13 protein-coding genes are annotated in these 15,570 nt (G+C 66.7%); 2 read left to right on the top strand and 11 right to left on the bottom strand.

Going from position 1 to position 15,570, the window contains the following annotated elements; translation table 11 throughout:
* Positions 1 to 9: 9 nt before the first annotated feature.
* The 5 genes from V3B30_RS04560 to V3B30_RS04540 all read right to left on the bottom strand — a co-directional run bounded on the left by V3B30_RS04560 (position 10) and on the right by V3B30_RS04540 (position 5,433).
* Positions 10 to 771 carry a heme ABC transporter ATP-binding protein gene (locus V3B30_RS04560; protein WP_262082645.1) on the bottom strand — a complete coding sequence of 254 codons (762 nt, stop codon included), beginning with the start codon at positions 769 to 771 and terminating at the stop codon, positions 10 to 12.
* Positions 768 to 1,811, bottom strand: a complete 1,044-nt coding sequence (locus V3B30_RS04555) for an iron ABC transporter permease (protein ID WP_100472240.1) — start codon at positions 1,809 to 1,811, stop codon at positions 768 to 770. Before V3B30_RS04555 ends, V3B30_RS04560 begins: the two co-directional genes overlap by 4 nt.
* The gene (locus V3B30_RS04550) at positions 1,808 to 2,854 is read right to left on the bottom strand and encodes an ABC transporter substrate-binding protein (RefSeq protein WP_100472239.1); all 1,047 of its coding nucleotides are present in this window, start codon (positions 2,852 to 2,854) and stop codon (positions 1,808 to 1,810) included. Before V3B30_RS04550 ends, V3B30_RS04555 begins: the two co-directional genes overlap by 4 nt.
* A gap of 51 nt (positions 2,855 to 2,905) precedes the next feature.
* The gene (locus V3B30_RS04545; RefSeq protein ID WP_100472238.1) at positions 2,906 to 4,282 is read right to left on the bottom strand and encodes a YncE family protein; all 1,377 of its coding nucleotides are present in this window, start codon (positions 4,280 to 4,282) and stop codon (positions 2,906 to 2,908) included.
* Positions 4,283 to 4,404: 122 nt separating this feature from the next.
* Positions 4,405 to 5,433: an alpha/beta hydrolase-fold protein gene (locus tag V3B30_RS04540; RefSeq protein ID WP_262082647.1), complete on the bottom strand. Its 1,029-nt coding sequence runs from the start codon at positions 5,431 to 5,433 to the stop codon at positions 4,405 to 4,407.
* Positions 5,434 to 5,714: 281 nt separating this feature from the next.
* On the opposite strand from V3B30_RS04540, the gene V3B30_RS04535 reads away from it, so the two are divergent.
* Positions 5,715 to 6,089 carry a hypothetical protein gene (locus V3B30_RS04535; RefSeq protein ID WP_262082648.1) on the top strand — a complete coding sequence of 125 codons (375 nt, stop codon included), beginning with the start codon at positions 5,715 to 5,717 and terminating at the stop codon, positions 6,087 to 6,089.
* 73 nt (positions 6,090 to 6,162) lie between these two features.
* Here V3B30_RS04535 and V3B30_RS04530 read toward each other — a convergent pair whose 3' ends face one another.
* The 5 genes from V3B30_RS04530 to V3B30_RS04510 all read right to left on the bottom strand — a co-directional run bounded on the left by V3B30_RS04530 (position 6,163) and on the right by V3B30_RS04510 (position 13,190).
* Positions 6,163 to 6,534: a DUF805 domain-containing protein gene (locus tag V3B30_RS04530; RefSeq protein WP_262082649.1), complete on the bottom strand. Its 372-nt coding sequence runs from the start codon at positions 6,532 to 6,534 to the stop codon at positions 6,163 to 6,165.
* Between the two features lie 88 nt (positions 6,535 to 6,622).
* The gene (locus tag V3B30_RS04525) at positions 6,623 to 7,900 is read right to left on the bottom strand and encodes a replication-associated recombination protein A (RefSeq protein ID WP_262082650.1); all 1,278 of its coding nucleotides are present in this window, start codon (positions 7,898 to 7,900) and stop codon (positions 6,623 to 6,625) included.
* Positions 7,901 to 8,093: 193 nt separating this feature from the next.
* Positions 8,094 to 8,732 (bottom strand): outer membrane lipoprotein chaperone LolA, encoded by a 639-nt coding sequence (gene lolA, locus V3B30_RS04520; protein WP_262082651.1) that lies wholly within the window; start codon positions 8,730 to 8,732, stop codon positions 8,094 to 8,096.
* A gap of 111 nt (positions 8,733 to 8,843) precedes the next feature.
* Entirely contained in the window at positions 8,844 to 10,787 is a 1,944-nt protein-coding gene (locus V3B30_RS04515) for a DUF3857 domain-containing protein (RefSeq protein ID WP_262082652.1), read from the bottom strand.
* Between the two features lie 39 nt (positions 10,788 to 10,826).
* Positions 10,827 to 13,190 (bottom strand): DNA translocase FtsK, encoded by a 2,364-nt coding sequence (locus V3B30_RS04510; RefSeq protein WP_100472231.1) that lies wholly within the window; start codon positions 13,188 to 13,190, stop codon positions 10,827 to 10,829.
* 233 nt (positions 13,191 to 13,423) lie between these two features.
* Here V3B30_RS04510 and trxB point away from each other — a divergent pair, with 233 nt between their 5' ends.
* Positions 13,424 to 14,395, top strand: coding sequence for a thioredoxin-disulfide reductase (gene trxB, locus V3B30_RS04505; RefSeq protein ID WP_014037154.1), 972 nt, complete (start codon positions 13,424 to 13,426; stop codon positions 14,393 to 14,395).
* A gap of 99 nt (positions 14,396 to 14,494) precedes the next feature.
* Here trxB and V3B30_RS04500 read toward each other — a convergent pair whose 3' ends face one another.
* The gene (locus V3B30_RS04500; protein WP_262082653.1) at positions 14,495 to 15,280 is read right to left on the bottom strand and encodes an N-acetylmuramoyl-L-alanine amidase; all 786 of its coding nucleotides are present in this window, start codon (positions 15,278 to 15,280) and stop codon (positions 14,495 to 14,497) included.
* Positions 15,281 to 15,570 lie beyond the last annotated feature (290 nt).

The raw sequence follows: 15,570 nt of genomic DNA, 5'->3' as shown, positions 1-15,570 counted from the left end.
CCTTAATGCTCAGGTCACCACCACCAGCGGCACCCCACGGCGCGGATGCTCCAGCACCACCACATCCTGCTGGTAGACCCGCTGCAGGTTGTCTTCGGTCAGCACCTGCAGCGGCGTGCCATCAGCCGCCACCCTGCCCTGCTCCAGCAGCACGATGCGGTCGGCATAGCCAGCGGCCAGGTTCAGGTCGTGCAGCACCACGATCACGCATGCGCCGGCCTCGGCACAGCCGCGCACACTGCGCAGGGTGCGTTCCTGGTGGCGCAGGTCCAGCGCTGCAGTCGGCTCATCCAGCAGCAGCAACGGCGTGTCCTGGGCCAGCACGCGCGCGAACGTGGTCCGGGCGGACTCGCCGCCGGACAGCTGCTGCACCTCACGCAGGCGCAGCGCCTGCAGTTCGGCGGCATCGATCGCTGCTTCCACCTGCGCGTCATCCACTGCCGGGTCCGGCGGGTGTGGCAGCCGCCCCATCGCCACCACTTCCTCCACGCTGAAGGCAAAGCGCACGCCGTGCTCCTGCGGCATCACCGCGCGCTCGCGTGCCAGTGGCCCGGCCTTGTAGGTGGCCAGCGGCCTGCCCAACAGACTGACTTCGCCCACGTCGGCGCGCAGGTCACCGGCTGCCACAGCCAGCAACGTGGACTTGCCCGCGCCATTCGGGCCCACCAGCGCGGTGACCGTACCCGGTTCGAACGCCAGCGAGATGCCATGCAGGATCTCGCGCTGCTGGCGGCGCACCACCACCTCGTGCAGTTTCAACAGCACGCTCATGGCGCAGCCTTGCGGCGCTGCTGCAGCACCAGCCAGAGGAAGAACGGTGCGCCCAGCGCTGCCGAGAACAGGCCCAGCGGAATCTCTGCCGGCGGATCCAGCGTGCGAGCCGCGGTGTCGGCCACCACGATCAACAACGCACCGAGCAGCCCGGAAAGCGGCAGCAGCCAGCGATGGCCCGGGCCCACCAGCAGCCGCGCCACGTGCGGCACCACCAGGCCAACGAAACTGATCGAACCGGCAAAGGCCACGGCCGCGCCCACCAGCAGCGCACTGAACGCCACCAGGCGGCGACGCGTGCGGGGAACATCCAGCCCCAGATGCTGGGCCTGGCGTTCGCCCAGCGCCAGCATGTCCAGCGGCGTAGCCAATCGCTGCAGCGCGAATACGCCAATCGCAAACAACGGCACCACCGCTGCCACGTCGGCCCAGTTGGCGCGCGCCAGCGAACCCATCTGCCAGAACACCAGCGATTGCAGCTCGCTTTCGCTGGCGATGTAGGTCAGGAAGCCGATCAACGCCGAGCAGAACGCCGCCATCGCGATGCCGACCAGCAGCAGCGTAGCGTTGCCCGTACCCTTGCCGGGCCGGGCCAGCGCATAGGTCAGGCCGATCGCCAGTGCACCACCACCGAAGGCTGCAACCGGCACCAGCCAGCCGGCCGCACCGGCAGCGCCAAGCACGATGGCGGCGACCGCGCCCAGTGCGGCGCCCTGGCTGACACCGACGATGCCAGGATCGGCCAGCGGGTTGCCGAACAATCCCTGCAGGCTGGCACCGGCCATCGCCAGCGAGGCGCCGACCATCGCGCCCAGCAGGGCGCGCGGGATGCGCAGCTGCCAGACCACGGCCAGGTCACGACTGCTGACCGCCTGAGGATCGAGCAGACCCAGCTTCACCGCCAGCGCCTGCATCACCTCCAGCGGCGGCAACCGCAACGGACCCACGGCGAACGAGGCCAGCACTGCCCCCAGCAGTGCCAGCAGCGCCACCAGCAACATCGTCCGCCCGCGACGGCGGCGCCGATCCGCCGGACTCATGCCTTCGGCAACGCCGCCAGGGCCTTGGCCAGCGCCAGCGCACCGGCACCGGAGCCGACGCTGGTGTACTTCAGCTGCACATCCGGCATCACCCAGACCCGATTGGCCTGCCCGGCAGGGGTCTGCTTCAGCGTCGGGTAGGACTTCCACAGGCCTTCAGCACCACCGAACAGCTGCAGGTCATGCTCGGTCACCAGGATCACCTCCGGCGCTGCCGCGACCACACCTTCATTGCTCAGCTGCGAGTAGTTCTTCACTCCCGCCTCGGTACCGATGTTGACCCCGCCGGCCAGGGCGATCAGCTGCGCCGACGCACTGTCCGCACCGGCCACGGTCGGGGAGCCACCGGCGCCGGTGGCCGAAACGTGGATCACTCGTGGCGCATGGCCCAGGCCCTTGCCAATCGCTGCAGCCTCGTCGAGCTGACGCTGCACCTGCGTGGCAAGCGCCTGCCCTGCCTCGGCCAGCCCTAGTGCGGCGGCGACCTTGCGCACCTTGTCCGGCGCCGGCTGCAGGTCATCGATGACCACCGCCGGTTCGCCCACCTCACGCAGCTTCTTTGCAAGCTCCGTGTGCCGGCGCAGGCTGTTGCCGAGGAACAGCGAGCCCTGCAGGCTCAGCACGCCCTCCACGCCAGTGGTGCGATTGAACAGGAACTGATGCGGCGCGGCCAGGCCGGCCCGGGTGGTGGTGTTGGTTGGCGCGGCGAACACCTGCTTGTCCAGCCCCAGCGCTTCGATCACCGCGATCACGTCGTCACCGCCGGCGATGATGCGGCTGGTATCGGCCACCTCGACGTCGGCCCCATCATCGGAATGCACCGTGGCCGGCAGCACGGCCTTCTGGTCGCGCACGGCCGGCATGTCGGTGCCAGCCACGCGCTGCCAGCCAGCCGGCAACGCAACGTCGCCAGCCGCGGCCGCAGCGGCAGGCTCAGCCGGCTTGCCGGTGTCCGAGGGCGCCGACGGACCGCCACAGGCGGCCAATGCCAGCGAAACAGCCAGCGGAAGTGCGCACAGGCGCAGACGGGACGCGATGTTCATGCTCGTTCTCCTTGCTGGCAGGGCGACGCGCACGCCGCCCTGCCGTGTGGCTTACTGCTTCGGGGTGATGCGGGTGATGCGGTCGCCCTTCGGGTCTTCGGCGCCACGCGACTTGTTCACCGCGAACACGTTGCCCTTGCCATCGGCACGGACATGGTTCGGCAGCGTGCCGCCATCGAGGTTGGCGACCACCTTGCCGTCGCCGTTGACCACGGTGACGGTGCCGGCGCCGCGATTGCTCACATAGGCCAGGCCGGAAGCATCATCGAAGGCAACGTTGAGCGCACCGGCGCCGACCGGCACGTCATGCAGCACCTTGCCGGCGGCCACATCGACGATCAGCAGGTTGTCGGTGCCCTGCGAGGCCACGTACAGGCGGTTGCGCGCCGCATCGAAGGCCACGCCCGAGGCGCTGATCGAATTACCCAGGTCGATGACCTTCTCGACCTTGCCGCTGGCCACGTCGATCACCGCCGCTTCCGGGGTGCCAATGCTGACGGTGAACAGCTTGCCGCCCTTCTCGTCCAGCACCAGGCTCATCGGCGTGAACTTGCCGTCATCCACGCCCGATTCCAGCGTCACCGCCGGCAGTTCCTTGAAGGTCTTGGCATCGAACACCGACAGGTGGTCCTCACCCGTGGCCGAGGCGAACACCTTGCCGTGGGTGCCATCGACCACCACGTCGCGCGCGTGCGGAACGGCGTCGACCGGGAACTGGTGGACCAGCGACAGGTCCTTCTGGCGATAGACCGCGATGGAGTTCTGGCGGGTATTGGTAACCCAGACGTTGCCGTTGGTGTCATCCACACCGACGCCGTAGACCGCGTACACCGCGCCATTGGTGCTGCCCGGCACCGGCGCCGGGGTGATCGCCTTGGTCACCTTCAGCGACTTCGGGTCCAGCTTCAGCAGCTGCGACTGGGTCACCGGCGGGCGACCCACCGCCGAGGTCACGAACACCGCATTGCTGGCGGCGCTGTAGGCGGACTGGTACAGGCCCGGCACCAGCTTGCTGGACTGGGTGGAGAACTGCGCCTGGCCGGACAGCGGCAGCTGCGGCGAGACGCGCAGCTTCAGCACGGTGGCTGCGGCCGGCTGGCTGGCGCGCACCACCACCGGATGGGTGCCCGGCACGGCATCAGCCGGAATGCTCAGCTGGGTCTTGAAGTTGCCATCGGCATCGACCACCAGCGGCTGCGTGTTGAGCACGCTGTCGCCACGCAGCAGGCTCACCTTCTGGCCCGGTACGAAACCGCGTCCAACGACGTCCGCGGTGCTGCCGGGGACGACATTCTCACCGCGTGAGACCACCTGGCCCTTGAAGGTGGCGTTGGCCGGCTGATCGAACACCGGCTGCGCGGTGGCGGTCACCGCCAGCAACAGGCCGGCAGCGAGGGAAGTGAGACGGAAAGACGGACGGAACGACATGGAAGGCTCCTTGCACACGTAGGCCGCGCCACGTAGCGCGGGATTCATCGGTTGCCTGGGCCGCTGCACATCGGCAGCCTCGCCTGGGTAGTGGGGTCGCACGACGAGGCGTGCGAAGGGATTCACTCGGTGGCGTTGTCACCGCCACTGGGGCCGCCGTCGCCAGCGCTGCGATCGGTCACGCCGTAAAGCTCATGCAGTGCTGCATGGAACGAGGCCGGCAGCATCGGGCCGTGGCCGAGGCCGGGGAACTCGCGGTACTGCACGCTCAGTCCCGGCACCTTGCCCAGCCGTCCGGACAACTGCATTGCCGCGTCCGGGGTAGCGCCACCGATGCGGCGGAGGTGCGCGACCACGCGCGGGTTGTTCATGTCACGCTTGCCGCGATCACCGACACGCTCGGCGCCACCCAGCATCAGCCACAGCTTCGCCGGCTGGCCGTGCACGTTCTGCACGAACTGCTGCTCCGGATCGCCCAGCGCCGCGCCCTGGCTCCACCACAGCGACGGACTGGCCGCCAGGTAGGACTGGAAGGCGGCGGGACGGGTGTACAGCGCATTGAGCACGAACAGCCCGCCCAGCGAGTGGCCCCACAGCGCTTGCTGCTGCGTATCGATGCGTGCGCGACGCTCGACTTCGGGCTTGATGCGGCGTTCGATCACATCAAGGAACGCGGCAGCACCACCGCCGACCGCCTGGGTCGTACCGCTCTCATCGTCGGCACGGTCGATCCACGCGGTGTAGTCGCGGGTGCGCGCCTTGGAATCGATGCGCAGGTCGTTGTCATAGCCGATCAGCACCAGCACCGGCGGCGCCTTGCGCGCGGCCAGTTCGGCCAGCAGTGGCTGGTCCAGCACCATCGCCACGGCATTGCCGTCCAGCGCGTACAGCACCGGGGATGGCGCACTGGCGGCCTTGGCAGGAATCGCCAGGTTCACTCGCCAACGCCGCTGCTGGTCCGGGCTGTTCACCACGAACTGTTCAAAGCGATAGCTGGCCGCCGGCTCGTCGAGCACGGTGTGGCCGATCTTCTGCAGCGGATTGCGCTGCTGCGCATGGGCGTACGGAGTGGCCAGGAGCAGACCCATCATCAAGGCGACCAGGCCGCGGGCCAGCGGACCACGGCGCGAATGCAGGACGAAATGCTTCATCAGCGGCGGCAGATGCGGCCCAGGGCCGCCCGTTCACAAGGGACCGCAGTCTACCTTAAACGCGAATGATTATCACATCGATCACACGTCACGCTGTGTATCACGCGCGCGACGACCGGGTTGCACTGGACGCAGTGTTTCCCCTATTTTGCCGGCCACCGGGGCATTGGATCGCCCTGCTCACAGCGCAGCCATGGAAGGTGGGCAACCTGCCGCCGACCAGGCCGCGTTCATCCGCGCCACGAACACATGGGATTGAATCCCATGATTGTGAGACTCTCTTGAAGCACACCACCCTGATGGCCCTCTCCCTCGGCTTGCTTGCGCCGCTGGCCGCGCACGCCGCGCAGGATCTGCCGGCGCTCTACCAGGCCTATGAAGAGGCAGGCAATTCGTCACTGGGCATGGAAGAACTCAACCAGACGGTGACGTTCAGCGCCGTCGCGCTGGGCGTCTCCAGCAACCTGGCGGGCGAGCTCCTGGTCGAGGCCGGCGATGACCAGGGCAATGTCCTGGCCCGGCTGACCACCGACGACGAACAGCAGGCGGCCAAGCTGGGCGCACTGGAAGAAGGTGCGGCCTTCACCGCCAGTTGCACGCTGCAGTTCAGTTCCGGCACGGACTACCTGTCCTTCGGCGATTGCAGCATCCAGTAATGACGAAGCCGGCGAAACGCCGGCTTCTTCACTTTATCCCTGTAGCATCGAGCCAAGCTCGACTCAGGCCATGTCAGGGGCCCGCGGGCACCGGACCATACACATTCTCCTGCGGCGTGCCCGGCAGCAGCGCGAACACGAAGATCACCAGGCCGCCGAACGGAATGAAGGCCAGCAGGTACAGCCAGCCCGACTGGTTGCAGTCATGCAGGCGGCGCACGGTGACGGCGATGATCGGCAGCAGGGTAGCCAGCCAGAACACGACAAACAGGATGATCGACGCGATGCCGAGGCCGTCGGACTGCATCACCAACCCGGCGATCAGCGGCACCATCAGTACGGCTGAGACGATCAACAGGAACAGCTGGAACATCCAGTATTCGCGACGGTTGGCACGACCTTCGAACTGGGCGTAACGCTTCAACGGCAGAATCATTTCCTGCACGGCATCGATCCTTGAAAGAGAAGCCGCGCAGTGTGCCAAATGAACGCACGCAGGACAATGTAGAGCTGAGCCATGCTCGGCTGCTGGGTCAACGGCCTTTTGCAGCCCTGGCCGCTTCGCGCTCGGCACGCAGCCGGTCCAGCTTTTCCTTCAGCTTGATTTCCAGCCCGCGCGGCACCGGGTTGTAGTACACGCGCTCGCCCATCGCATCCGGGAAGCCGGTCTGGTCCAGCGCAATGCCACCTTCGGCATCATGGTCGTACTGGTACTCGGCGCCGTAGCCCAGCTCCTTCATCAGCTTGGTCGGCGCATTGCGCAGGTGCAACGGCACCTCTTCGGTGCCGCTTTCGCGCACATCGGCCTTGGCCTGGTTGAAGGCCGCATAGCCGGCGTTCGACTTGGCGGTGCTGGCCAGGTATAGCACCAGCTGAGCAAAGGCCAGCTCGCCTTCCGGACTGCCCAGCCGCTCGTAGATGTCCCAGGCCTCCAGCGCCATGCTCTGCGCGCGCGGATCGGCCAGGCCGATATCCTCGATGGCCATGCGGGTCAGCCGACGCGCCAGGTAGGACGGGTCGCAACCGCCATCGAGCATGCGGGTCAGCCAGTACAGCGCGGCATCCGGGTTGGAACTGCGTACCGACTTGTGCAGCGCGGAGATCTGTTCGTAGAACTGCTCGCCGCCCTTGTCGAAGCGGCGGGTGCGGTCGGCCAACACCTGGGTCAGCGTCTGCGGGGTGATGCGACCGCCCTCCCCGCCCGCCAGTTCGGCGGCGATTTCCAGCAGGGTCAGCGCACGGCGCACGTCGCCATCGGCAGCGGTGGCGATTTCCAGCAGCAGTTCGGGAGCGACCTCGATGCCCTCCTCGCCCAGGCCGCGTTCGCGGTCACCCAGCGCACGCTCCAGCGCCTCGACGATATCGGTGGGCGAAACGCCTTCCAGCACATGCACACGGCAGCGCGACAACAGCGCTGAGTTCAGTTCGAAGGACGGGTTCTCGGTGGTGGCGCCGACGAACAGGATGGTGCCGCGCTCGATGTGCGGCAGGAATGCATCCTGTTGCGCCTTGTTGAAACGATGCACCTCGTCCACGAACAGCACCGTGCGCCGGCCCTCGGCGAAGCGCTGTGCCGCTTCGGCCAGCACCTGGCGCACTTCCGGCAGGCCGGACAGCACCGCGGAAATGGCACGGAATTCGGCGTCGGAGTACTCGGCCAGCAACAGCGCCAGCGTGGTCTTGCCGCAGCCTGGCGGCCCCCACAGGATCATCGAATGCACGCGACCGGATTCGACCGCACGACGCAGCGCGCTGTCCGGCGCCAGCAGGCGCTTCTGCCCCACCATTTCGTCGAGGGTTCGCGGGCGCATGCGCTCGGCCAGCGGGCGCAGGTGTTCCCGATCAACACTCAGCAGATCGGGGCCGGGGAAGGAAGTGGAGCGATGTCTTGGCACGTGCTTATTGTACCGCGAGAGCGTGTCAACCAAGGTTGACACCCACCACGGCGGTGCCGGTTGACACCTGCCAGAGCAGGCAGCGCCGGGCCATGCCCGGCGTCCCCGATCAATTACCGATGACGTCGGTGCCCTTCGGCGGGGTGAAGCTGAAGGTGCCGGCAGCGAAGCCCGGGTTGTGCTTCCAGCCACTGAAGCTGATCACGGTGCGCTGGCCGACCGCGTCGGTGATTTCCATCTTGGCCAGGCCCTGGGCGTTGAAGCCCAGCGCGGCGTACTGGAAGCTGGCCTCGGTCTCGCGCTTCGGCGACAGCGACAGCCACTGCAGGCCATCGCGCTGCGCGGCTTCTTCACTGACGTCGTACTGCTGCTCCAGCAGCGCCGGGTTGATCAGCGCGGTCAGCGGGCTGTTCTGCTCTTCCTTGCCCTGCTCGCGCACGGTGGCCTGCTCCAGGTCCGGCTCGTACATCCAGACCTTCTTGCCGTCGGCCACGATCAGCTGTTCGTGCGGACGCACGTATTCCCAGCGGAACAGGCGCGGCGCCGACAGGGCCACGCGGCCACTGGTCGATTCCTTCACCTTGCCGCGGCTGTCGAACACCTGCTGGCTGAACTGGCCATCCAGGCCCTTCAGGCCGCTGGTGAAGGCCTTCAGGTCATCGCGGGCGCCAGCCCAGGCACTGCCGGCGGCGGCGCAGGCCACGGCCAGGGTGGTGGTGGCAAGGAAACGGCGGAAGCGGAAGTTCATGCGGAAATCCTGTGGGCGCGGGCGCCAGGAAAAGTGGTTGCCAGTGTGCCCGGATAAAGATGAATGGGCGATCAGGGCGACATTATGCCGCCCTGAACGTCCATCGGCGATTCAGCCGCCGGAGCCCGGCAGCTTGCCGTACAGCACCTGGCCACGGAAGCCGCGCCGCACTTCGCGATACAGCGCGCGGAACGCCGGATAGTCCTGCGGCTGGCACAACGCCTCCGGGCCACGTACCGCGTTCTGCCGCAGGCGGTGATGCACGATCACGTCCTGGCCCTCGCGGCTCCAGTCCACCCGGTACTCACCGGCGGCGTTGCTGAAACGCTGGCTGGCCGGGATGGCGATGATCGGCGCATTGGTCGGGAACTGCAGGCGATAGGTTTCCTCGCGCAGGCTGGCATTGCAGTAGAACGGCGTCTCGTTGGCTGGCGCCGAGGCGGTGGCGTACAGCCCGCGCACCGACTCGCCACCCGGCGGATCCGGCACGGCCATGCCGCCGGCCACGCTGAAGTCGGCGTAGTCCTCGGCCTGGAAGGCCATGCGGTAGCCGAACGGCCGGGTCAGGTCGACCGGCACGCCCTGGATCTGCAGCTGCCCTCGCCCGTCGAAGCCGGACGCGGCCATGATCTGCTCCTCGGCGCGCGCACGGTTCTGCGCGTTGAGCTGGGAGAACTGGGCTCGCATGCCGATCTCGGCGTTCTCGCCCAGCTTCGGAATGGTCTCGCCGCGCAGGTTGCCGTTGGCGTCGAAGGTGAAACGCACGTCCATCGAGGTGGCGTTACGCTCCGGCGTGTTGGCCGGGGTGCGCGCCAGCGTGGCGTCGCGGGTGCGCATCACCGGCGCGCCGAGGTCGCCTTCCGGCAGCTGGCCGAAGCGCGCCCACGCCGTAGTCGAATCCAGGTACAGATCGAATTCGGGGATATAGGTGATGGCGTGGTTGAAGCGACCCAGCACCGGAATCTTCGGCAGCGTCGGGCCACCGCCGGCACCGATCAGCACCGGCGAGCTGGCGATGCCCTTGGCCGCCAGCAGCGCCTCCAGGATCGTCACATGGTCCTTGCAGTCACCGTAGTGGTTGTCGAGGATGCTTTGCGCGCTGTTCGGCTCCAAGCCGCCATTGCCCAGGTACACCGCCACATAGCGGATGTTCTGCGCCACCCAGCGATACAGCGCATCGGCCTGTTCGCGGCGGTCACTGATGCCAGTGGTGATCTCATCGGCCAGCGCCTGCAGTTCCGGGGTGACCTGCGCCGCCGGCCCCGCCTTGAGCTGGTAGGCGCGGCCCATCTGCGACCAGTCACGATAGGTGCTGGCCATGATGTTCGGGCCAAACTCCCACCCTGCCGCCGACCAGTTCTGTGCCGGCATGGCCTCGCGACGCTGGTAGCGCCAGCGCCACTGTGCCTGGCCGTTCTTCACCGTCGGGCGATCGCTGCCCTGCACGCCGCGACTGTCGACGAACATCGGCAGATTGGCCGGCGCACTCAGGGTGACCTCGGCGTCCTCGTACTCGGTGAACACATTGAAGGTTTCCCACAGGCCGAAGTAGCCCGGGAAGTACGGCGTGGCCTGGGTGCGGCGTACCTGGTAGTACAGGCGCGTGCCGGGTGCCAGGTTCGGGAACACGATCACCCGCACCTTTCGGTCGGCATACATCGCCGCCGAGGCGCTGGAATAGCTTTCCTGGGTGTAGATGCGGTCGGCCGGCACGTCGCGGCGCTGGCCGTCGGCGGTGATGGTGTAGGCGCCGAGCACTTCCAGCGTCTCCATCTTCTCGCTGTAGCTCAGCCGCACCTGGCTGAACTGCTCGACGGACGCCTTGGTCTTGAGCAGGACTTCGTAGGTTTCGGTCTGCACATTGCCCGCATCCGGCCGCACCTGGTAGTCGGCGCGGTAGCGGACAATGCTGAAATTATTGCTGGCTTCGGTATCGCCGCTGGTGGAAGGCGGCGCCGTGGCGGGCGCGGAGGTGGCGGTGTCTGCCAGTGCCGGGCCGGCAGCCATCAAGGCTGCCAGCGCCAGTGCCAGCGCGCTTGGTACGGGGTGAAGCATGCGTCGGTTCCTTGGACGTCGTGGGGGATACGTCGGGTCTTACTTCGGCGGTGGCGGTGCCAGCACCGTGCGGTCGCCGTTGTGCTCGGGCGGGCTGACCACGCCGGCCGCTTCCATGGCCTCGATCAGTCGCGCTGCACGGTTGTAGCCGATCTTCAGCCGGCGCTGCACGCCGGAAATCGAAGCGCGACGGGTCTCGGTGACCACCCGCAGCGCTTCGTCATACAACGGGTCGGACTCGTCGCCGGACGAGCTGTTCTCGGGCAGGCCGGTGGCGCCGACGACTACGCCATCGCCCATCGTCTGCACTTCGTCCAGCACGCCGTCGACATAGTCGGCCGGGCCCATCGCCTTGAGATGTTCGACCACGCGGTGCACTTCCTCGTCGGAGACGAAGGCGCCGTGCACGCGCTCGGGCATGGCGGTACCCGGCGGCAGGTACAGCATGTCGCCGTGGCCCAGCAGGGTTTCCGCGCCGGACTGGTCGAGGATGGTGCGCGAGTCGATCTTGGAGCTGACCTGGAAGGCGATGCGGGTCGGGATGTTGGCCTTGATCAGGCCGGTGATCACGTCCACCGACGGGCGCTGCGTGGCCAGGATCAGGTGGATGCCGGCCGCACGCGCCTTCTGTGCCAGGCGCGCGATCAGCTCTTCCACCTTCTTGCCGACGATCATCATCATGTCGGCGAATTCGTCGATGAAGATGACGATGAACGGCAGCGTCTCCAGCGGCCGCGGCGCCTCGCCCAGCTCCGGGTTCGGCTTGAACAGCGGATCCATCAGCGGCTGGCCGGCGTCCTGGGCTTCCTTCACCTTCTTGTTGAAGCCCGCCAGGTTGCGCACGCCCACCGCGCTCATCAGCTTGTAACGGCGCTCCATCTCGGCCACGCACCAGCGCAGGCCGTTGGCGGCCTCCTTCATGTCGGTGACCACCGGCGCGAGCAGATGCGGAATGCCCTGGTAGACACTCAGTTCGAGCATCTTCGGGTCGATCATCAGCATCCGCAGGTCTTTCGGCGAGGCCTTGAACAGCAGGCTCAGCACCATCGCATTGACCGCCACCGACTTGCCCGAACCGGTGGTACCGGCCACCAGCAGGTGCGGCATGCGCGCCAGGTCGGCCACGGTCGAGCGCCCGGCGATGTCCTTGCCCAGCGCCAGGGTCAGCACGCTGGCCGACTTGTCGTACTCCTTCGAACGCAGCAGCTCGGACAGGTAGATCATCTCGCGGGTGACGTTCGGGATTTCCAGGCCGATCACCGACTTGCCCGGAATCACGTCGACCACGCGCACCGACTTCACCGACAGGCCGCGCGCGATGTCCTTGTCCAGCGAACTGATCTGGCTGACCTTGATGCCCGGCGCCGGCTCGATCTCGAAGCGGGTGATCACCGGGCCCGGGTTGGCAGCGACCACCTGGGCGTCGATGCGGAAGTCCTTCAGCTTGAACTCGATCTGCCGCGACAGCGCGTCCAGGGTTTCCTTGTCGTAGCCCACCGGCTGCGGCTTGGGGTCGTCCAGCAGGGCCAGCGGCGGCAGGTCCGAGCCGTCGCCGTTGACGCCACGGAACATCGGGATCTGCGTATCGCGCTTGGCCCGGTCACTCTTCTCGATCACCGGCTCCGGGCGTGGCTCGATCTTCACCGGCTCGCGCTTGGCGCGCACCTCGGCATCGGCCTTGCGCACTTCCTGGCGCTCCTCCCGCATCACCCGGGTCTGCTGCCACTCGGTGACTTCCTCCTTCTTGCGCGCCAGCAACGGCGCCAGCGACATCACGCCGCGGCCGATCTTCTCCATCACCGTGAACCAGGACAGCCCGGTGGCCAGGGTGATCGAGGCCAGCAGCAGCACCAGCACGAACAGGTTCGCACCCAGCGCCCCAAAGCCCACCGTGAGTGAATTGCCGACCAGCTTGCCGAGGATGCCGCCAGCGCTGGAGACGTCGCCACTGAACAGGCGAACATGCAGGAAGCCGGTGCCGGCGATCAGGAAACCGACCAGGCCGACCAGGCGCAGCGCCGGGTCAAGGTCGTTCTCGCCCTTGCTCTCGCGCTTGAGGCCGAACATGGCGATCCACGCCAGCGCGCCCAGCACCACCGGCAGCAGGAAGGCGATGTAGCCGAACAGCTGCAGCAGCACGTCGGCGATCCAGGCCCCTGCACGGCCGCCGAGGTTGTGCACCGGTGCGACCACGCTGCCGGTGTGCGACCAACCCGGATCCGTCGCTGAATAAGTGAAAAGACTGGCCGCCAGATACAGCAGGGCCGGCGCGATCGCGATCAGGCCCAGATCGCGCCAGAGGCGCTGGCGGCGTGGATTGTCGGTCGTCGCCGCCGCCGCGGCCGTGCGACGTGACGCCTTGCTGTCGTCGGACTTGGAGCGTTCGGGGACCTGCTTCGCCACCTTAGACCATACCTTTGGAATGCGCTGTTAGTGATTGATAATAAATGAGACGGCGTCAGTTTTCAGTTATGCGACGTCCGGCAGGGCAATCCGAGGGCCGGAACCACCGCTGGATGACGGCGTTCTGTTCATCGGCTTGAATCGCCCTGCCCCAGCCGCCACTCTATGACCAGCCACGGATGCTGCGCAAACATCGCCAGCGCCTTGTCCCATCTACCTTTTCGCGAGTCTACATGAGCACCAGCCTGCCCTCCCGCCACCAGCGCCTCGTCATCCTCGGTTCCGGCCCGGCCGGTTGGACCGCCGCCGTCTACGCCGCCCGCGCCAACCTGAAGCCGGTTGTCATCACCGGCCTGCAGCAGGGCGGCCAGCTGATGACCACCACCGAGGTGGACAACTGGCCGGGCGACGCCCATGGCCTGATGGGCCCGGACCTGATGGCGCGCATGCAGGCCCACGCCGAGCGTTTCGAGACCGAGGTCATCTTCGACCACATTCACACCGCCGACGTCTCCCAGCGCCCGTTCAAGCTGATCGGCGACAGCCACGAGTACACCTGCGATGCCCTGATCATCGCTACCGGCGCCACCGCCAAGTACCTGGGCATCCCGACCGAGGACGAGTTCAAGGGCCGCGGCGTGTCCGCCTGCGCCACCTGTGACGGCTTCTTCTACCGTGACCAGGACGTGGTTGTGGTCGGCGGCGGTAATACCGCCGTGGAAGAGGCGCTGTACCTGTCCAACATCGCCCGCAAGGTCTATCTGGTCCACCGCCGCGACACCCTGAAGGCGGAAAAGATCATGCAGGACAAGCTGTTCAAGAAGGTGGCCGAAGGCAAGATCGAGACCGTCTGGCACCATCAGGTGGAGGAAGTGCTGGGCAACGACGCCGGCGTGACCGGCGTGCGCGTGAAGTCCACCCTGGACGGCAGCACCCGCGACATCGACGCCCACGGCTTCTTCGTGGCCATCGGCCACCACCCGAACACCACCCTGTTCGACGGCCAGCTGGCGATGAACAACGGCTACCTGGAGATCCGCTCGGGCCTGGGCGGCAACGCCACCCAGACCTCGGTGGAAGGCGTGTTCGCCGCCGGCGACGTGGCCGACCAGCACTACCGCCAGGCGATCACCTCGGCCGGCTTCGGCTGCATGGCCGCACTGGACGCCGAGCGCTACCTGGACGCGCAGGGCAAGGCCAGCTGAGTCGAGCCATGCTCGACCCAGACCAAAGGCCGGCGCGAAAGCGCCGGCCTTTGTGCTTTCAGTAGTGCCAGGCCATGCCTGGCAGACCGAAGCCCGCCCTCACGCTCGCACGCACGCCTGCGAGAACTCGACGGGTGTCGTGGCAACCCCATCCGCATCGCGCAGCACAACACTCCAGCGCGCGACACCTGGACTTGGGCCATTGCAGGCGAGATTGATGGTCAGTGGCTTGGCAGGGTCATCGAATGTCGTCGCCCAGGGCGTGCATGCGCCCGCCTCCGAACAGGATGCCAGCGAGAGCTCCACAGACAACGGATACTGAGGATTCCCGGCATAGCCCAGTTCAACGTCCCGGGCCGCCTGAATCGGGACATCGATATCCGGGATCGGATGCAGGGCCAGCGGCTCGCAGGGCTTTCCCGTTGCCCACAGGCGATAGCCCTTCTCCACCCCTTTCATCGACGCCGAGCGGAAGACGGGGTCCTGCAATGCCGCCACATCATCAGGATTGGAGTGGTAGGCGGTTTCGACGATCACCGAGGGCATCCTCCCGATGCGGTTTTCGCCGTGCGCATCAGCAGCCGATTCGGCTCGAACAGGAAAGTTCTCGTACCCCGGCTGGGCATGGATTACTTCTCTCATGCCGCACAGAATGCTGTCACCCAGCGCCTTGTCCTCAGGCTTGGCACGATGGTGATAGACCTCGGCCCCACGAACACTGGGGGACGAGTTTCCGTTTGTGTGCAGGCTCAGCATCACATCCACACCAAGATGATTGGCATAGTTGGGGCGAGCACGGATGTCCTCCTTGACTTCACGATCGCTATCGGAGCTGTTTGGCAGCTCGTTCCAGATGTCAGCATGCTCAGGAAGGAGCGTTTTCAAGTGATACCTGGCAGACATATGTTCCCAAGGGTGGCCCGACTCCGGATGCGGGTCCGTAGAACGACTGCGTGCTCGATGCACGACCAATCCGCTTCGTTGCTCCAGAAAGCCCTGCAGTTCGTCTCCGTATGTTGGGCTCAATACATCCTCCTGCAGTCCGAGCGGGGCTGGTCGTTGAAATTCCCACGCCCTGCTGGGATGCAAGGCAATGTACCCATGGCTTGACGAAACCAGAGCCTGCGCGTGTGCGGACCGGGATTTCGCCGCTCTTGGCGCAGGGTGATCTTCCG

The sequence above is a fragment of the Stenotrophomonas sp. SMYL41 genome, from assembly GCF_036319965.1.
Classification (GTDB): Bacteria; Pseudomonadota; Gammaproteobacteria; order Xanthomonadales; family Xanthomonadaceae; genus Stenotrophomonas; species Stenotrophomonas maltophilia_R.
This window is presented reverse-complemented; position numbering and strand designations above follow the sequence as displayed.